At 72.8% G+C, this 17,631-nt stretch carries 13 protein-coding genes and 1 rRNA gene; 8 read left to right on the forward strand and 6 right to left on the reverse strand.

Going from position 1 to position 17,631, the window contains the following annotated elements:
• Positions 1–86 precede the first annotated feature (86 nt).
• Positions 87–1,538: a cellulase family glycosylhydrolase gene (locus ACH4E7_RS37780; RefSeq protein WP_396253721.1), complete on the forward strand. Its 1,452-nt coding sequence runs from the start codon at positions 87–89 to the stop codon at positions 1,536–1,538.
• 55 nt (positions 1,539–1,593) lie between these two features.
• On the opposite strand, the gene ACH4E7_RS37785 is transcribed toward ACH4E7_RS37780, so the two are convergent.
• The gene (locus ACH4E7_RS37785) at positions 1,594–3,618 is read right to left on the reverse strand and encodes a M3 family metallopeptidase (protein WP_396253722.1); all 2,025 of its coding nucleotides are present in this window, start codon (positions 3,616–3,618) and stop codon (positions 1,594–1,596) included.
• A gap of 168 nt (positions 3,619–3,786) precedes the next feature.
• Between ACH4E7_RS37785 and ACH4E7_RS37790 the strand changes: the two genes are divergently transcribed.
• Positions 3,787–5,514 carry a bifunctional 3'-5' exonuclease/DNA polymerase gene (locus tag ACH4E7_RS37790; RefSeq protein WP_396253723.1) on the forward strand — a complete coding sequence of 576 codons (1,728 nt, stop codon included), beginning with the start codon at positions 3,787–3,789 and terminating at the stop codon, positions 5,512–5,514.
• 18 nt (positions 5,515–5,532) lie between these two features.
• On the opposite strand, the gene dhaM is transcribed toward ACH4E7_RS37790, so the two are convergent.
• A complete protein-coding gene (dhaM, locus tag ACH4E7_RS37795; RefSeq protein WP_396253724.1) occupies positions 5,533–5,925 on the reverse strand; it encodes a dihydroxyacetone kinase phosphoryl donor subunit DhaM in 393 nt (130 codons plus the stop codon).
• 167 nt (positions 5,926–6,092) lie between these two features.
• Between dhaM and dhaK the strand changes: the two genes are divergently transcribed.
• From dhaK to ACH4E7_RS37815, 4 genes are all read left to right on the forward strand, one after another.
• The gene (dhaK, locus tag ACH4E7_RS37800; protein WP_396253725.1) at positions 6,093–7,088 is read left to right on the forward strand and encodes a dihydroxyacetone kinase subunit DhaK; all 996 of its coding nucleotides are present in this window, start codon (positions 6,093–6,095) and stop codon (positions 7,086–7,088) included.
• Between the two features lie 19 nt (positions 7,089–7,107).
• Positions 7,108–7,749 carry a dihydroxyacetone kinase subunit DhaL gene (gene dhaL / locus ACH4E7_RS37805; protein ID WP_396253726.1) on the forward strand — a complete coding sequence of 214 codons (642 nt, stop codon included), beginning with the start codon at positions 7,108–7,110 and terminating at the stop codon, positions 7,747–7,749.
• A 505-nt stretch (positions 7,750–8,254) separates the two neighbouring features.
• Positions 8,255–8,473: a heavy-metal-associated domain-containing protein gene (locus tag ACH4E7_RS37810; RefSeq protein WP_396253727.1), complete on the forward strand. Its 219-nt coding sequence runs from the start codon at positions 8,255–8,257 to the stop codon at positions 8,471–8,473.
• Positions 8,474–8,542: 69 nt separating this feature from the next.
• Positions 8,543–10,813 carry a heavy metal translocating P-type ATPase gene (locus ACH4E7_RS37815; protein WP_396253728.1) on the forward strand — a complete coding sequence of 757 codons (2,271 nt, stop codon included), beginning with the start codon at positions 8,543–8,545 and terminating at the stop codon, positions 10,811–10,813.
• Positions 10,814–10,912: 99 nt separating this feature from the next.
• Here the strand turns inward: ACH4E7_RS37815 and ACH4E7_RS37820 are convergent, their stop codons facing one another.
• The 3 genes from ACH4E7_RS37820 to ACH4E7_RS37830 all read right to left on the reverse strand — a co-directional run bounded on the left by ACH4E7_RS37820 (position 10,913) and on the right by ACH4E7_RS37830 (position 15,932).
• On the reverse strand, positions 10,913–11,632 hold the full coding sequence (locus ACH4E7_RS37820) for an SDR family NAD(P)-dependent oxidoreductase (protein WP_396253729.1): 720 nt from the start codon (positions 11,630–11,632) through the stop codon (positions 10,913–10,915).
• A gap of 541 nt (positions 11,633–12,173) precedes the next feature.
• The gene (locus ACH4E7_RS37825) at positions 12,174–13,463 is read right to left on the reverse strand and encodes a citrate synthase (RefSeq protein ID WP_396253730.1); all 1,290 of its coding nucleotides are present in this window, start codon (positions 13,461–13,463) and stop codon (positions 12,174–12,176) included.
• Between the two features lie 225 nt (positions 13,464–13,688).
• A complete protein-coding gene (locus ACH4E7_RS37830; protein ID WP_396253731.1) occupies positions 13,689–15,932 on the reverse strand; it encodes an ATP-dependent RecD-like DNA helicase in 2,244 nt (747 codons plus the stop codon).
• 207 nt (positions 15,933–16,139) lie between these two features.
• Here ACH4E7_RS37830 and ACH4E7_RS37835 point away from each other — a divergent pair, with 207 nt between their 5' ends.
• Together ACH4E7_RS37835 and ACH4E7_RS37840 are read left to right on the forward strand one after the other, a co-directional pair.
• Positions 16,140–16,931 carry a VOC family protein gene (locus ACH4E7_RS37835; protein WP_396253732.1) on the forward strand — a complete coding sequence of 264 codons (792 nt, stop codon included), beginning with the start codon at positions 16,140–16,142 and terminating at the stop codon, positions 16,929–16,931.
• Positions 16,932–17,031: 100 nt separating this feature from the next.
• Entirely contained in the window at positions 17,032–17,493 is a 462-nt protein-coding gene (locus tag ACH4E7_RS37840; protein WP_396253733.1) for a GNAT family N-acetyltransferase, read from the forward strand.
• A gap of 51 nt (positions 17,494–17,544) precedes the next feature.
• On the opposite strand, the gene rrf is transcribed toward ACH4E7_RS37840, so the two are convergent.
• A 5S ribosomal RNA gene (gene rrf, locus ACH4E7_RS37845) occupies positions 17,545–17,631 on the reverse strand; the annotation flags it as partial.

Consider the following 17,631-nt stretch of genomic DNA (forward strand, 5'->3'; position numbering starts at 1 on the left):
GACTCCCGTTTCGCGCACCACCCTTGTGCGGCCATCGGCGCCACCGGCATCATCGGGGCCCCGTCCCCCGCCGTGCGAGGTCCCCGATGCGCCTGCGCCGCACCGCCGCTGCCCTGCTGCTCGCCGCCACCGCCGCCCTGACCGCCACCCCGACCCCGGCCTCGGCCTCCGACCACGGCGGGCACCGGGACCACTTCCCCACCGGGACGGCCACCGCCCCCGACGGCCGCACCGCGCTCACCGACGCGCGGGGCCGGCGCCTCCAGCTGCGCGGCTTCAACCTCGACAAGTACGCCGAGGCCACCGAGGCCGACCTCAAGTCCCTTGCCGCCCAGGGCTTCACCCTGGTCCGGCTGCCGATCTCCTGGACCAGGCTGGAGCCCCGGCGCGGCCGGCTCGACCCCGCCGAACTGCACCGGCTGCAGCAACTCCTCGGGTGGGCCGACCGCCTGGGCCTGCTCGTCCTGGTCGACTTCCACCAGGACGTCTACGGGCCGAAGTTCGGCGGCGGCACCAACGGCATCCCGGTCTGGGCCACCCGCGACGACGGCCTGCCCTTCACCCCCGACCCGAACGACTGGTTCGCCGGCTACTTCCAACCCGCCGTCCAGGCCGCCTTCCGCCACCTCTACGACGACCCCGACCTGCGCGGCTGGCAGACCGACTTCTACACCCGGCTCGCCCGCGAACTGCGCGGCCACCGCTCACTGTTGGGCTACGACCTGTTCAACGAGCCGTTCGGCCCGGTGGACGGCGACCCGACCGACCCGGCCGTGCTCGCCGCCGCCTCCGCCGCCCTGGAACAGGGCCGACTCGCCGACATGTACCGCCGCCTGATCGCCGCCGTCCGCCAAGTCGACTCCCGTGCCTGGCTGTTCGTCGAACCGACGGTCCTGGTCGGCCAGGGCGTACCCACCCGGCTGCCCGGCTTCACCGACCCCCGCCCGGGCGCGCCCCGGCTCGGCTACGCCCCGCACTTCTACGACACCGCGGTGGAGAACGGCGCCGACTGGAACCCCGCCGACGGCTTCGTCGAGCAGTACACCGCCGCGATCACCGGCTACCCCGCCGCGAACCGCCTGCCGGTCCTGGTCGGCGAGTGGGGCCCGCCCGACTCCCGCACCCCGGGCAACACCCTGCTGGTCCGCCGGCAGCTCGCCGCGATGGACGGCTTCGCCGAGGGCTGGACCATGTGGTACTGGTGCCGCGGCACCGGCGGCTACTGCGCGCTCGACCCCGCCGGGCACCCCACCCCCGGGGACGAACCCGCCTTCGACCCGTACCCGGTGGCCATCGCCGGCACGGACGTCCGCACCACCGGCACCACCGTCCGCTGGGCGTCCGACGGCACCGGGCGCCCCAGCGAACTCGTGCTGCCGCCCGCCGCCTTCCCGCACGGCGCCCGGGTCGCCGTCTCCCCAGCCGGCGCCCGGGTCGAGGTCGAGCAGCCCGCGGACGGACGCGCGGGAACGGTACGGATCCGGCTCCCGCACGCCCGTCCGGGCACCCCGGTGACGGTCGGGCTCACAGCCCGCTAGGGCCTGTCTCCCGGATTTCGTCGGTTCCGGCGAGGACCCACGAGACAGGCCCTGGTCAGGCCAGCCCCCGGCGGGCCAGCAGCGGCCCGGTCTCCGGCGCCCGGCCGACCACCGCGCGGAAGGACTCCAGCAGGTCCCGGCTGAAGCCGCGCGCCAGCAGCTCGCGCCGGAACAGCTCACCGCTCTCCCGCACCGACCGCCCGTTGGTCTCGAACCACTGCACGGTGTCCGCGTCCAGCACCTCCGACCAGATGTACGCGTAGTACCCGGCGCTGTAGCCGCTGGAGAAGATGTGCTGGAAGTACGGCGTGCGGTAGCGCGGCGGGATCGCCGGGACCACGATCCCGGCCTCCGCCAGCGCCCGGGCCTCGAACTCCTCGGCGTCCGCGACCTCGTGGCCCTGCGGCAGGGTGTGCCAGGCCCAGTCCAGCAGCGTCGCCGCCAGGTACTCCACCGTCCGGAAGCCCTGACCGAAGCCCTCGGCCGCCGTCATCCGCTCGACCAGCTCGGCCGGCAGCGGCTCCCCGGTCTCGTGGTGGCGGGCGTAGTTGGCCAGCACCTCCGGGCGGACCATCCACATCTCGTTGACCTGCGAGGGGAACTCCACGAAGTCCCGCGGCACCGCCGTACCCGCGAACAGCGGGTAGGTGACGTCCGAGAACAGCCCGTGCAGCGCGTGCCCGAACTCGTGGAAGAGCGTGCGCAGCTCGTCCCAGCTGAGCAGCACCGGCTCGCCGGGCGCCGGACGCGGGATGTTGAGGTTGTTCAGCACCACCGGCCGCTGCCCGGTCAGCCCGGACTGGCCGACCAGCTCGTCCATCCAGGCGCCACCGCGCTTGGACGCCCGGGCGTGGAAGTCGCCGATGAACAGGCCCAGCGACGCGCCGTCCTCCTCGAACACCTCGAAGACCCGGGCGTCCGGGTGGTGCGCCGTCAGCTCCGGACGCTCGGTGAAGGTCAGCCCGTACGCGAGCTTCGCGGCGAAGAACACGCCGTCCTTCAGCACCCGCTCCAGCTCGAAGTACGGGCGCAGCGCCGCCGCATCCACCTGGTAGGAGGTCTGCCGGACCTTCTCCGAGTAGTACGCCCAGTCGTGCGCGGCGATCTCCTCGATCCCGTCCGCGGCCGCCACCTTGGCCAGCTCGGCGGCCTCCCGGCGGGCGTTGGCCACGGCCGGCTCCACCAGCCTGGCCAGCAGGCCGGAGACCGCCTCCACCGTCCCGGCCGTCTCGTCCGCCACCACGTACGCGGCGTGGCTCGGGTGCCCCAGCAGCGCGGCCCGCTCGGCGCGCAGCCCGGCCATCCGGATCGCCAGCGGACCGTTGACCTCGACGCCGCGGGCCAGCGAGGCGGCCAGTAGCCGCTCGCGCACCGAACGGTCGCTGAGCTGGGCCAGTTCGGGCTGGTTGGAGGGGCTCTTCAGGCTCAGCACGTACTTGCCCTCGTGCCCGAGCACCCGGGCGTTCTCCGCGGCACCGGCGATCGCGCCCTCGGACAGCCCGGCCAGCTCCTCGGCGGAGTCCACGACCAGCGCGGCGGCGCGGGTGGCGGCGTTCACGTTCTGCTGGAACGTGGTGCCCAGCGCGGCCAGTTCGGCGTTCAGCTCGCGCAGCCGGGCCTGCTCGGCCTCGCCCAGCCGGGCGCCCGAGCGGACGAAGGCGGTGTACCAGCGCTCCAGCAGCCGCAGCGACTCCGGGTCCAGCTCCAGGCCGGCCCGGGTCTCGTACAGCGCCTCGATCCGGGCGAACAGCTTCTGGTCCAGGTGGATCGCGTCGTGGTGGGCGGCCAGCAGCGGGCTCACCTTCGCCTCCACCTCGTCCAGCAGGTCGGTGGTGTCCGAGGAGGACTGGTTGCGGAACACCGCGTCCACCCGGCTCAGCAACTCGCCGGAGCGTTCCAGGGCCACCAGGGTGTTCTCGAAGGTCGGCAGCGCGCGGGTGTCGGTGATCGCCGCGATCTCGGCCAGCTGCTCGGCCATCCCGCGCTCGTAGGCGGGCAGGTAGTGCTCCTGCCGGATCTCGGCGTAGGGCGGGAGTTGGTAGACCAGGGGGCTGGGCGTGAAGAACGGGTTCTCGGTCATTTCGCCGACCATACGCGGTGTCACCCCGCGTGCCCATACGCCCCCGACCGAGAGGACGGGCCCCGGTTGTCGGACCCACCCGTTAACGTCGACACCGCGGACCCGCCGGTCCGCACGCCCGTGCCCCCACCCGCACGCCGGACCGCCCCTCGGAGAGGAGACGCCCCCGTGGCCCCCAGAACCGCCCTCGTGCCCGACCCGCACGGCCCCGGCGGCCGTCTCCAGCCGCTGGACGACGCCGGGGCGCCGCTCGGCCCGCCGGAGACCGTCCGCGACCTCGCCGCCGCCGTCGCCGCCCGGGAGGCCGCCGGGAGCGACCGTCTGCCGGGGCCGCGCTGGGTCTGGGCCGCCGCCGACTCCGGGTACGCCCCGCTGCTGCCCTGGCTGCCCGACCGGCTCGCCCGCTGCCACGACCTGCGGCTGGTCGAGGGCCTGCTGCTGGGCCACGAGGGCCGCGTCGGCGCGCCGCGCTCGCTCGGCGCCGCCTGGTCCCGGCTGCGCGGCCTGCCCGTCCCGGACGACCTGCCCGAGCCGGGCCTGGCCGACGCCGACGACGGGCAGGACACCCTGTTCGCCCCCGACCGGCTGCAACTGCCGCCCGGCGCCGACCCCTTGGCCGCCGTGGTCGCCGTCCACGCCGAGCAGCAGCGCCGGATCGCCGCCATCGCCGACCCGGCCGCCCGGCAGCGGTTCCGCCTGCTGGTCGCCGCCGAGTCGGCCGGCGCGCTGGCGGCCGCCGAGATGGCCCACGACGGCCTGCCCTGGCGCGCCGACGTCCACGACCACCTGCTGACCGAACTGCTCGGCCCGCGCCCGACCGTCCCCGGCACCCAGCCCCGGCGGCTCGCCGAACTCGCCGTCGAACTCCAACAGGCCCTCGGCGCCAAGCCCTTCAACCCCGACTCGCACACCCAGGTGCTGCGCGCCTTCGCCGAGGCCGGCATCCAGCTCGCCTCCACCCGCTCCTGGGAGCTCAAGCGCATCGACCACCCGGCCGCCCGGCTGCTGATCCGCTACAAGGAGCTGTCCCGGATCCACGTCGCCCACGGCTGGGCCTGGCAGGACGCCTGGGCCCGCGGCGGCCGCTTCCGGCCCGAGTACGTGGTCGGCGGCGTGGTCTCCGGCCGCTGGGCGAGCCGTGGCGGCGGCGCCCTGCAGATCCCGCGCATCCTGCGCCGCGCCGTGGTCGCCGACCCGGGCTGGCTGCTGGTGGTCGCCGACGCCGCCCAGCTGGAGCCCCGGGTGCTCGCCGCGCTCTCCCAGGACGCCGGACTCGCCCGCACCGCGGCCGGCGGCGACCTCTACGAGGCACTCGCCGCCAGCGCCTTCCAGGGCGACCGGGACAAGGCCAAGCTCGGCCTGCTCGGCGCCATGTACGGGCAGACCAGCGGCGACATCGGGCCGCTGCTGAACACCCTGCGCCGCCGCTACCCCGCCGCGATGGGCTACGTCGAGGCCGCCGCCCGCACCGGCGAGGACGGCGGCGTGGTCACCTCCCGGCTCGGCCGGGTCTGCCCGCCCGCCTCCGCCGACTTCCTCGACCTCACCGAGGCCGACACCGCCGGCGAGGCGGGCGGCCGCACCGCCCGCGCCCGCGGCCGGTTCACCCGCAACTTCGTCATCCAGGCCAGCGCCGCCGACTGGGCGCTCGCCCTGCTCGCCGCGCTGCGCCGACGGCTGGGCGAACTGCCGGTGGCCGACCCGGCGGACCGCCCGCACCTGGTGTTCTTCCAGCACGACGAGGTGATCGTGCACACCCCGGCCAACCTGGCCGACGGGGTCGCCGCCGCCGTCACCGAGGCCGCCGACGAGGCCCGGCGGCTGGTGTTCGGCGACACCCCGGTGCGGTTCCCGCTCAGCACTGCGGTGGTGGACTGCTACGCGGACGCCAAGTAGCCACTGCGGCTTCCGGGCTCAGATCTTCCGGAACGTGCGCGCGTCCTCGGCCGCCGCGACCACCTCGGCCAGCCCCGCCCCGGTCGAGGCGGTGACGGCGGCCGCCACCGCGCCCTCCACGAACGGCGCGTCCACCAGCTTCACGCCGGGGCGCGGCTCGTCCTCCAGCACGGTCACGGCGGTGAGCACCGAACTGCCGAGGTCCGGCAGCACGACCACGCCCGCCCCGCCGTCCGCCTCCGCGATCGCCCCGGCGATCAGCTCGTAGCTGGTACCGATCCCGCCGTCCTCCGTCCCGGCCGCGACCACCACCCGCACGCCGTCCGGGGCGAGCTCGCCGAGCAGCTCGCGCAGCCCGGCGGCCAGCTTGGCGCTGTGCGAAACCAGAACAATGCCCACGTGTTCGCTCATGTCTGCGACCCTACGGCCTCATCCCGCTGCTCCGGGAGGGTGACCGAATCGCGCGTGTCGCTCCCCGTGCCCGACACCCCCGTCTGGCGTAGCGTCGGGTCCACCAGCGTCCGCAGCCGTAGCGGCCTCACCCCGGTCACCCAGGTCACCCAAGGGAGCGAAGAGCGTTGAAGAAGCTGATCAACACCCCGGAGAGCGTCCTGGAGGACGCGCTGGCCGGAGTCGCCGCCGCCCACCCCGAGCTGACGGTGGACGTCCCCAACCGGGTGATCACCCGGGCCGCCCGCCCGGCCGCCCCCAAGGTCGCGCTGATCTCCGGCGGCGGATCCGGCCACGAGCCGCTGCACGGCGGCTTCGTCGGCCCCGGCATGCTCGACGCCGCCTGCCCCGGCGAGGTGTTCACCTCGCCCGTCCCGGACCAGATGCTGGCCGCCGCCAAGGCGGTGGAGAACGGCGCCGGGGTGGTCTTCGTCGTGAAGAACTACACCGGCGACGTGATGAACTTCGAGCTCGCCGCCGAACTCGCCGCCGAGGAGGGCCTGGAGGTCCGCACCGTCCTGGTCAACGACGACGTCGCGGTCGAGGACTCCACCTGGACGGCCGGCCGCCGGGGCACGGGCGCGACCGTCGTGGTCGAGAAGACCGCCGGCGCACTGGCCGAGCGCGGCGCCACCCTCGACGAGGTGGCCGCCCTGGGCGAGCGGGTCAACGCCGCCTCCCGCTCCTTCGCGATCGCGCTCACCGCCGCCACCGTCCCGGCCGCCGGAAAGCCCGGCTTCGACCTCCCCGAGGACGAGATCGAGGTCGGTGTGGGCATCCACGGCGAGCCCGGCCGCCGCCGAGAGAAGCTCCGCCCGGCCCGCGAACTGGCCGCCGAGGTGGTCGAGACCATCCTCACCGACCACCACCTGACCCCGGGCGACAAGGTGATCGCCCTGCTGAACGGCCTCGGCGCGACGCCGCTGCTGGAGCTGTACGTGGTCTACGGAGAGGTCGCCGCCCGGCTCACCGAACGCGGCATCACGGTGGCCCGCAGCCTGGTCGGCAACTACGTCACCAGCCTGGACATGGCGGGCTTCTCACTCACCCTCACCAAGGCCGACGCCCAGCTGCTGGAACTCTGGGACGCCCCGGTCGACACCCCCGCCCTCAAGCGGGCCTGAGCCGTTCGAAGGAGACCCGATGGACTTCGACACCCCGCTGTTCGATTCCTCCCTGGCTGAGGTCTGGATCCGCGCGATCGCCGCGGCCGTCGAGAAGGAACAGGCCCGGCTCACCGAACTGGACTCCGCGATCGGCGACGGCGACCACGGCAGCAACCTCCAGCGCGGCTTCACCGCCGCCCTGACCGCCCTGGACGGCCTCCAGCCGGCCGGCCCCGGCGCCGTCCTCACCAAGACCGGCACCACCCTCATCTCCAAGGTCGGCGGCGCCTCCGGCCCGCTCTACGGCAAGGCCTTCCGCGCCGCCGGCGCCGCCCTGCCCGAGCCCGCCGACCCGGCCACCGTCGCCGAGGCCCTGTCCGCCGGCCTGGACGCGATCCGCACCCTCGGCAAGGCCCGACCCGGCGACAAGACCATCGTCGACGCCTGGACCCCGGCCGTCGCCGCCTTCCGCCACGCGGCCGCCACCGGCGCCGCCCTCCCCGAGGCGGCGGCGGCCGCCGCCGAGGCCGCCGACCAGGGCGCCCGTGACACCGTCCCGCTCCAGGCCCGCAAGGGCCGCGCCTCCTACCTCGGCGAACGCAGCATCGGCCACCAGGACCCGGGCGCCACCTCCACCGCCCTCCTCTTCCGCGCCCTCGCCGACGTCACCGCCGGCTGAGTCCCGCCGCCGTCCCCTCCTCCCCTGTTCTCCCCCTCGTGCGGTTCCCCGGGCCCCGGAAGGAGCGCGGGGAACCGCGTGGAGCGGAAGCCTCCCGAGCCGCGTCCCGCCGTCCCACGGACCCTGCCGCCAGGCCCGTCAATCCGTCCGTGTGATCAGCGACAACAGCGCGTCATCCCGCAGACCCAGCCCGTGTGCGCCAGCAGATCGGCGTACACCCGCCCCGAACGGCTGCCCACCAGGTGCGGCGGCGGTCCGGCGGCGGTGGGTACCGAGGGCGACCGGGCGCGCCGGATCAGAAGCACATATCAGACATAAGGGATGATCACGGCACCGAACCACCCGCCCGCCCCGCCGGAGGCGCGCTCCCGGCCCGACCATCCCCGTCGCCTACGATGCGATCCACCTCACCCACCCCCCGGGGAAATACCCCTGAGGGGTATGGTGTCGTGAGAGACGGAAACCGCACCGCGCGAGAACCCGCACCGACCCTCCGGAGGCCCCGATGTCCAGCACCATCACCTACACCGTGTCCGGCATGAGCTGCGGCCACTGCGAGAAGGCGATCAGCGAGGAGATCTCCGCGCTGACCGGTGTCACCGAGGTCGCCGCCGACGCCCAGGCCGGTACCGTGACGGTCTCCTCCGCCGCCCCGTTGGACGAGGAGCAGGTCCGCGCCGCCATCGACGAGGCCGGCTACGAGCTGGTCGGCCGCAGCGCCTGAGCCACCACGGTACGGCGGGGCCCGGCACAGCGGCCCCGCCGTACGCCCCCACCAAGGAGCTGATCCGCAATGAGCACGTCCGCCCCGGATATCGGGGCCCGGGACCGGGTCGAGCTGTCGATCGGCGGGATGACCTGCGCCTCCTGCGCGGCCCGGATCGAGAAGAAGCTCAACCGGATGGACGGCGTCGAGGCCACCGTCAACTTCGCCACCGAGAAGGCCCGGGTCGACTTCGCCCCCGGTGTCTCGGTCGAGGACCTGATCGCCACCGTGGAGCGGACCGGCTACACCGCCGAGCTCCCGCCGCCCCCGGCCCCGGTCGCCCCCGAGCCGGCCGACGCCACCGCCGCCCCCGAGCAGCACGGCGCCGACCCCCTGCGCGACCGGCTGCTGATCAGCACCGTGCTCAGCGTCCCGGTGGTCCTGCTGTCGATGGTCCCCGCCCTGCAGTTCACCAACTGGCAGTGGCTGGCCTTCGCGCTCACCGGCCCCGTCGTGGTCCACGGCGGCCTGCCCTTCCATCGCGCCGCCTGGACCAACCTCAGGCACGGCGCCGCGACCATGGACACCCTGGTCTCGCTCGGCACCCTGGCCGCCTTCGGCTGGTCCTTCTGGGCGCTGTTCTGGGGCCACGCCGGCATGCCGGGGATGCGCCACGACTTCTCGTTCCCGATCGGCGACACCGACGCCTCCTCCACCCTCTACCTGGAGACCGCGGCCGCCGTCACGGTGCTGATCCTGCTCGGCCGCTACCTGGAGGCCCGCTCCAAGCGCCGGGCCGGCGCCGCCCTGCACGCCCTGCTCGACCTCGGCGCCAAGGACGTCGCCGTCCTCCAGGAAGAACGCGAAATCCGGCTGCCGGTGGACCGGCTGGCGGCCGGCATGCGCTTCGTGGTGCGCCCCGGCGAGAAGGTCGCCACCGACGGCGTCGTGGTCGAGGGCAGCTCCGCCGTGGACGCCTCGATGCTCACCGGCGAGTCCGTCCCGGTCGAGGTCGCCGTCGGTGACACCGTCACCGGCGCCACCGTCAACGCGGGCGGCCGCCTGGTGGTCGAGGCCACCCGGGTCGGTGCGGACACCCAGCTGGCCCGGATGGCCAAGCTGGTCGAGGAGGCCCAGAACGGCAAGGCCGCCGCCCAGCGCCTGGCCGACCGGATCTCCGCCGTCTTCGTCCCGGTGGTCATCCTGATCGCGCTCGCCACCCTGGTCGGCTGGCTGCTGGCCACCAGCAACCCCACCGCGGCGTTCACCGCCGCCGTGGCCGTGCTGGTCATCGCCTGCCCGTGCGCCCTGGGCCTGGCCACCCCGACCGCGCTGCTGGTCGGCACCGGCCGCGGCGCCCAGCTCGGCATCCTGATCAAGGGCCCCGAGGTGCTGGAGACCACCCGGCGGGTCGACACCGTCGTGCTGGACAAGACCGGCACCGTCACCACCGGCCGGATGGCCCTGGTCGCCGTACACACCGTGGACGGCGTCACCGAGACCGAGGCGCTGCGCCTGGCCGGGGCCGTGGAGCACGCCTCCGAACACCCGATCGCCCGCGCCGTCGCCGATGCCGCCGCCGAGCGCACCGGCGGACTGCCGCCCGTCGAGGGCTTCCGCAACGTGCCCGGGCGGGGCGTGGAGGGTGTCGTGGACGGCCGCACCGTGCTGGCCGGGCACGAGGCGCTGCTGGCCGACCGCGCGCAGCACCTGACGCCCGTCCTGGCCCGCGCCAAGGCCGAGGCCGAGGCCGCCGGCCGCACCGCGATCGCGGTCGGCTGGGACGGTGAGGCACGGGCGGTGCTGGAGGTGGCGGACGCGGTCAAGCCCACCAGCGCCGAGGCGATCGCCCGGCTGCGGGCGCTCGGCCTGCGCCCGGTCCTGCTGACCGGCGACAACCGGGCGGTGGCCGAGACGGTGGCCACCGAGATCGGCATCGACCCGCGGGACGTGATCGCCGAGGTGCTCCCCGACGACAAGCTGGACACCGTCAAGCGGCTGCAGGCCGAGGGCAAGGTCGTGGCGATGGTCGGCGACGGCGTCAACGACGCGGCCGCGCTCGCCCAGGCCGACCTGGGCCTGGCGATGGGCACCGGCACCGACGCCGCCATCGAGGCGGGCGACCTGACCCTGGTCCGCGGCGACCTGCTGGCCGCGGCGGACGCCATCCGGCTCTCCCGCAAGACCCTGGGCACCATCAGGGGCAACCTGTTCTGGGCGTTCGGCTACAACGTGGCGGCGATCCCGCTGGCCGCCGCCGGACTGCTCAACCCGATGATCGCCGGGGCCGCGATGGCCTTCTCCTCGGTCTTCGTGGTCAGCAACAGCCTCCGGCTGCGCCGCTTCCAGCCCGCCTGAGACCGGGCAGCGCGAGGGGCCCGGACCAGTGCCGGTCCGGGCCCCTCGCGCGCACCTCTCGACGGTGACCTCGCTTCGCTCACCGCGTTCGCTGACGCCTCAACGCCCCAGCAGCTCGCCGCCGTTGCAGTGCAGGATCTCGCCGGTGATGAACCCGGCCTCCGGCGAGGCGAGGAAGTGCACCGCCGCCGCGACCTCACCGGTCTCGCCGATCCGGCCGAGCAGCGTGCGCGCCGCCCGGCGGGACACCTCGGCCTCGTCCAGCCGCGGCCCGAAGAACTCGGTGCCGCTGACCGTCCCCGGCGCGACGATGTTGGCGGTGATCCCCGAGGTCCCCAACTGGGCCGCCAGGAAATGGTTCCAGGCGTGCAGCGAGGCCTTCGCGGCGCCGTACGAGCCGGCCCCGCGCAGGGCGGCGATGGAGCTGATGGTGACCACCCGGCCGGAGCCGGGGGTGAGCCGGTCCCGGATCGACTCGGTCAGCAGCACCACGGTCAGCACATTGCGCTCGAAGTCGCCGCGCCAACGGGCCAGCAGGGCGTGCGGCCCGCCGCCGACCACGGTCTCCCGGCTGCCGGCGTTGTTCACCAGCACGTCGATCCGCCCGGGCAGGTCGTGGAGCGCGGCCTCCACCGCGTCCGGGTCGGCGAGGTCGCACACCAGCGGGGTGACGTTCGGTCCGAGGTCGGCCGCGGCCTTCTCCAGGACCTCACGGCGCCGACCGACGATCACTACGTGCTCGCCCGCCTCGGCGAACCGCCGCGCGACTTCGTACCCGATTCCCGTGCCACCACCGGTGACGACGACGTTCCTGGCCATCTGCGCACTCCCTCCCCAGTTCCGCCGCCGCGCTGCAAGGGTGCGCGGCGGTCCGTACCGGAATGCCACGATTCCTATCACGCTCGGTTGCCGTGACTGCGGGGAGGGTGACGTCGGGCGCGAGGGAAGGTGTGATATGAGCGCGGAACGGCGCGCCTACGGAGCGTGGCGAGAGGCAGCTCACACCTCCCTGGCGTAACTTCTCGCACCCTGATACGTCTTAGGTTGGTAGTGCGGCAGTTTTTCCGATGGGCCGGGGCGCGATCAACGGCAACGCGTCCCTCCTCCAGCGGCTGTCGCCGACGGGGCTCCGGCGGGCCCCGGGAACGGTCGTCGGTCTCGGCGGCCTTCGCGCACGGCGCCGGGGTTGTGGCGGGTCAGGGACGCTTTGAGCGGCCGTCCCCGACTGCGGCCGGCCCCGGAGTCGTGCGCTGTACGGTTCCGTCCCCGCGCGGGCCCTCCGGGTCCGGGGCGCGGGGACGGCGAAGGGGCCCGGCCGCTCAGCAGCGGCCGGGCCCCTCTCCGTCTCACCCGCGGCGCGTCAGCGCTGGTCGAGCTCGACGTAGTCGCGGATCGCGGTGCCGGTGTAGATCTGACGCGGACGGCCGATGCGGCTGGTCGGGTCGTTGATCATCTCGTGCCAGTGGGCGATCCAGCCCGGCAGCCGGCCGAGGGCGAACAGCACGGTGAACATGCTGGTCGGGAAGCCCATGGCGCGGTAGATCAGGCCGGTGTAGAAGTCCACGTTCGGGTACAGCTTGCGCGAGATGAAGAAGTCGTCCTTGAGGGCGTGCTCCTCCAGCTTGAGCGCGATGTCCAGCAGCTCGTCGCTCTTGCCGAGCTGGCCGAGGACCTCGTGCGCGAGCAGCTTGACCTGGGCGGCGCGCGGGTCGAAGGCCTTGTAGACCCGGTGGCCGAAGCCCATCAGCTTGACGCCGGCTTCCTTGTTCTTCACCTTCGCGATGAAGGCGTCGACGTCGCCGCCGTCCTTCTGGATGCTCTCCAGCATCTCCAGCACGGCCTGGTTGGCGCCGCCGTGCAGCGGGCCCCACAGGGCCGAGATGCCGGCCGAGATCGAGGCGAACAGGTTGGCGTGGCTGGAGCCGACCAGGCGCACGGTGGAGGTCGAGCAGTTCTGCTCGTGGTCCGCGTGCAGGATGAGCAGCTTGTCCAGCGCGTTGACGACGACCGGGTTGAGCTCGTAGTCCTCGGCGGGGACCGCGAAGGTCATCCGCAGGAGGTTCTCGACGTAGCTCAGGTCGTTGCGCGGGTAGACGAAGGGCTGGCCCATCGCCTTCTTGTACGCGTACGCGGCGATCGTCGGCAGCTTGGCCAGCAGGCGGACGGTCGACAGGTGACGCTGGGCCGCGTCGAAGGGGTTGTGGCTCTCCGGGTAGAACGTGGAGAGCGCGCCGACCACCGAGGACAGCATGGCCATCGGGTGGGCGTCCCGCGGGAAGCCCTGGAAGAAGCGCTTGACGTCCTCGTGCAGCAGCGTGTGCTGGGTGATCTCGCGGTTGAAGTCCGCCAGCTGGTCCGCGGTGGGCAACTCGCCGTTGATCAGGAGGTACGCGGTCTCGATGAAGCCGCCCTGCGCTGCGAGCTGCTCGATCGGGTAGCCGCGGTACCGAAGAATGCCGTTGTCGCCGTCCACGAAGGTGATCGCGGACTTGTACGCGGCGGTGTTACCGAAGCCGTTGTCCAGGGTGACCAGGCCGGTCTGCGGGAGCAGCTTCGAGATGTCGAAGCCGGAGTTGCCCGCAGTGCTCTCGACGACGGGGTACTCGTACTCGCCGTCCTGGTACCGCAGTACTACCGAGTTGTCGCTCACGTCTTCCTCACCGACGAAATGAATCCTCTTCCAAGGTGCCCTGACTGTCTCCACCATCCCCCATCTGGAGGACAGTCGCGCACCCGGGGTGGCCCGGAAGGGCCCGCCCCTACAAAACCTGCCGCCGCAGCCGGTACGAACCGGACAAGATCGGCACCACCCTAGGCTCTGCCGTAAATCTCTTCACGTCAAGAGAACCTTAGAGGCAACCATCCTGCTGGATAATCATCCAGAAGCAAGCCGATGATCGAGCGCGGCATGCCGCCGACCTGCACTGACGGCCCGTACGGCCTGCGCGATCGCCTTCCGTGACCCGACCAGCACCACGAGTTTTCTAGCCCTGGTCACCGCGGTGTAGAGCAGATTTCGCTGGAGCATCGTCCAAGCGGACATAGTGACCGGAATCACCACCACCGGATACTCGCTGCCCTGCGAGCGGTGGATCGTCACCGCGTACGCGTGGGCCAGCTCGTCCAGTTCGTCGAAGTCGTACACCACCTCCTCGTCCTCGTCGGTGACGACCGTCAGCCGCTGGTCGTCCACACTGAGGGCGGTCACCACTCCCACTGTGCCGTTGAAGACGCCGTTCCGCCCCTTGTCATAGTTGTTGCGGATCTGGGTGACCTTGTCCCCCACTCGGAACGTCCGTCCGCCGAAGCGCCGCTCCGCCAGCCCCTCCCGGGCCGGCGTCACCGCCGCCTGCAGCAACGTGTTCAGGTTTCCCGCCCCGGCCGGGCCCCGGTGCATCGGCGCCAACACCTGGACGTCCCGGCGCGGGTCGAAGCCGAACTTCTGCGGGATCCGACGCGCCACGACGTCCACCGTCAGCCCGGCCGCCCGCTCCGCGTCGTCCTCCACGAACAGGAAGAAGTCCGCCAGACCCTCCGTCAGGGGCGGCTTCCCCTCGTTGATCCGGTGCGCGTTGGTCACCACGCCCGACTGCTGTGCCTGCCGGAAGATCCTGGTCAGCCGCACCGACGGGACCGGCCCGTCCTCGGCCAGCAGGTCCCGCAGCACCTCCCCGGCGCCCACCGAGGGCAGCTGGTCCACGTCCCCCACGAACAGCAGGTGAGCGCCCATCGGCACCGCCTTGACCAGCTTGTTCGCCAGGATCAGGTCCAGCATCGAGGCCTCGTCCACCACCACCAGGTCGGCGTCCAGCGGCCGGTCCCGGTCGTACGCGGCGTCCCCGCCCGGCTTCAGCTCCAGCAGCCGGTGCACCGTCGAGGCCTCCACCCCGGTCAGCTCCGACAGCCGCTTCGCCGCCCGCCCGGTCGGCGCCGCCAGCACCACCTTCGCCCGCTTCGCCAGCGCCAGCGTCACGATCGACTTCACCGTGAACGACTTGCCGCAACCCGGACCACCCGTCAGCACCGCGACCTTCTGTGTCAGCGCCAACCGCACCGACTGCTCCTGCTCCGGCGCCAGCTCCGCCCCCGTCCGCTTCGCCAGCCACTCCAGCGCCACCGGCCAGTCGACGTGTCCGAACCACGGCATCCGGTCCGAGTCCGAACGCAGCAGCCGCAGCAGCTGATTGGCCAGCGAGATCTCCGCCCGGTGGAACGGCACCAGGTAGACCGCGGTGATCGGCTCACCCGCGTCGCCCGGCACCGTCTCGCGCACCACCCCCTCCTCCGCGATCAGCTCGGCCAGGCAGTCGATCACCAGCCCCACGTCCACCTGCAGCAGCTTCACGCCGTCCGCGATCAACCGCTCCTCCGGCAGGTAGCAGTGCCCCTGGTCGCTGCTCTGCGACAGCGCGTACTGCAGCCCCGCCTTCACCCGCTCCGGGCTGTCGTGCGGGATGCCCACCGCCTGGGCGATCCGGTCCGCCGTCAGGAAGCCGATGCCCCAGACGTCCGCCGCCAGCTTGTACGGCTCGTTCTTCACCACCCCGATCGAGGCGTCGCCGTACTGCTTGTAGATCCGTACCGCCAGTGAGGTCGACACCCCGACCCCCTGTAGGAAGACCATCACCTCCTTGATGGCCTTCTGCTCCTCCCAGGCCGCCGCGATCTTCTTGGTCCGCTTCGGCCCCAGCCCCGGCACCTCGATCAGCCGGCCCGGCTCGTTCTCGATCACCTCCAGGGTGTCCACCCCGAAACGCTCCACGATCCGCTCGGCGAACCGCGGCCCGATACCCTTGATCAACCCCGAGCCCAGGTAGCGCTGGATGCCCTGCACGGTGGCCGGCAGCACCGTCGTGTAGTTCTCCACCGTGAACTGCCGCCCGTACTGCGGGTGCGAGCCCCACCGCCCGTGCAGCCGCAGCGACTCCCCGACCTGCGCTCCCAGCAGCGCGCCCACCACGGTCAGCAGGTCGTTCCCGCCCCGGCCGGTGTCCACCCGGGCCACGGTGTAGCCGGTCTCCTCATTGGAGTAGGTGATCCGCTCCAGCACGCCCTCGACCTGCGCCAACTGGCGCGGCACCTGCTGCGCCTGCTGCCCCGACTGCGGCTGCTTGCCCACCGGAGCCCCCTCTTCGACCAGTACGGGTGGACCCTTCCGTTACGCACCGTACCGCTCCTCGCCGACAATCCCGGAACGCGGGAAAGTCCCGGGAACCCGGCGGCATCCCGCCGTGCACCGCCCCCTCCGGGGTGCCAGGCTGGAAGGTCCAGGGGGTCTCGACCGCGCCCGCGCCCGCACGGGCCCCGTCCGAGGAGCAGTGCCGCCATGCTCAACACCGCCTACCGCCCCGGTTCCCCGGACTGGCTCGACCTGAGCAGCCCCGACACCCGGGCCTCCGTCGACTTCTACACCGCCCTGTTCGGCTGGTCCTTCGACTCGGCCGGCCCCGAGACCGGCGGCTACGGCTTCTTCCAACTCGACGGCCGCACGGTCGCCGCCCTCGGCCCGCTCGTCGAGGAGGGCTCCCTGCCCGGCTGGACCCTCTACTTCGCCACCCTCGACGCCGACGGCACCACCGAACTCGTCGAACAGGCCGGCGGCCGCGTCCGGTTCGCCCCCTTCGACGTCTTCACGGCAGGCCGGATGGCCGGCTACACCGACCCGACCGGCGCCGACTTCGCGGTCTGGCAGCCGCACGACACCCGGGGCCTGGACCTCGTCAACGACGAGGGAAGCCTCTGCTGGGCCGAGTGCTACAGCATCGACGCCGAGCGGGCGAAGGCCTTCTACCGCGTGGTCTTCGGCTGGCAGGAGCAGGACGTCCCGTTCGGCGAGGCGCTCTACACCGTCCTCACCCCGGCCGGCGGCGGCACCGACGACGCCCACGGCGGCATCATGCAGCTCAGCCCCGAACACACCGCCCGCGGCACCGACTCGCACTGGCTCCCCTACTTCGAGGTCCCCAACGTCGACGCCAGCCTCGCCATCGCCGAAACGCTCGGCGCGAAGGTACGGATCCCCGCGACGGACGTGCACGGCGTCGGCCGGCTCGCCCAGCTGCTCGACCCCCACGGAGCCGTCTTCGCCGTCATCACGAGCGCCAAGCCCGGGGAGTGACTGCGCATTACCGCGCATGACCCCTCAGAAAGGCTGTGAAGGGGTGCTACGGGCGTAGATGGGACGGGTGCGGGAAGCTGGGGCGCTCTAGTCTCTGATCATGACTGAAACGGCTGTTCTGACGATTCGACGGGCCGGCGAGGACGATCTGCCGGCGATCGTGGCCATGCTCGCCGACGACCCACTGGGCGCCACCCGCGAGAGCCCCGACGACCTCACCCCGTACCGCACCGCCTTCACCCGCATCGACGGCGACCCGCACCAGCACCTGATGGTGGCCGAACGCGCCGGCCGCGTCGTCGGCACCCTGCAGCTCACGGTGGTCCCGGGCCTCTCCCGGACGGGCTCCACCCGCACGATCATCGAGGCCGTCCGCATCCACGCCGACGAACGCGGCAGCGGACTCGGCACCGAGCTGATCGAGTGGGCCGTCGAGCGCTCCCGCGAACTCGGCGCCGACCTCGTCCAGCTCACCTCGGACGCGACGCGCACGGATGCGCACCGCTTCTACGAACGACTCGGTTTCGTGGCCTCGCACGTCGGATTCAAGCTGAAGCTCTGAAAACGCGAAAAGGCCCACCCGGTAAGCCGGGTGGGCCTTTTCAGAATAATTGTTCGGCGGCGTCCTACTCTCCCACAGGGTCCCCCCTGCAGTACCATCGGCGCTGTGAGGCTTAGCTTCCGGGTTCGGAATGTAACC

Source organism: Kitasatospora sp. NPDC018058 (assembly GCF_044327205.1).
Lineage (GTDB): Bacteria > Actinomycetota > Actinomycetes > Streptomycetales > Streptomycetaceae > Kitasatospora.

Excerpts from the sequence above, each read along its gene's own strand:
- ACH4E7_RS37820 (WP_396253729.1), bottom strand. The coding sequence starts at position 11,632 with ATGGCCAGGAACGTCGTCGTCACCGGTGGTGGCACGGGAATCGGGTAC.
- ACH4E7_RS37815 (WP_396253728.1), top strand. The coding sequence starts at position 8,543 with ATGAGCACGTCCGCCCCGGATATCGGGGCCCGGGACCGGGTCGAGCTG.
- ACH4E7_RS37835 (WP_396253732.1), top strand. The coding sequence starts at position 16,140 with ATGCTCAACACCGCCTACCGCCCCGGTTCCCCGGACTGGCTCGACCTG.
- dhaM (WP_396253724.1), bottom strand. The coding sequence starts at position 5,925 with ATGAGCGAACACGTGGGCATTGTTCTGGTTTCGCACAGCGCCAAGCTG.
- ACH4E7_RS37810 (WP_396253727.1), top strand. The coding sequence starts at position 8,255 with ATGTCCAGCACCATCACCTACACCGTGTCCGGCATGAGCTGCGGCCAC.
- ACH4E7_RS37785 (WP_396253722.1), bottom strand. The coding sequence starts at position 3,618 with ATGACCGAGAACCCGTTCTTCACGCCCAGCCCCCTGGTCTACCAACTC.
- ACH4E7_RS37840 (WP_396253733.1), top strand. The coding sequence starts at position 17,032 with ATGACTGAAACGGCTGTTCTGACGATTCGACGGGCCGGCGAGGACGAT.
- ACH4E7_RS37780 (WP_396253721.1), top strand. The coding sequence starts at position 87 with ATGCGCCTGCGCCGCACCGCCGCTGCCCTGCTGCTCGCCGCCACCGCC.
- dhaL (WP_396253726.1), top strand. The coding sequence starts at position 7,108 with ATGGACTTCGACACCCCGCTGTTCGATTCCTCCCTGGCTGAGGTCTGG.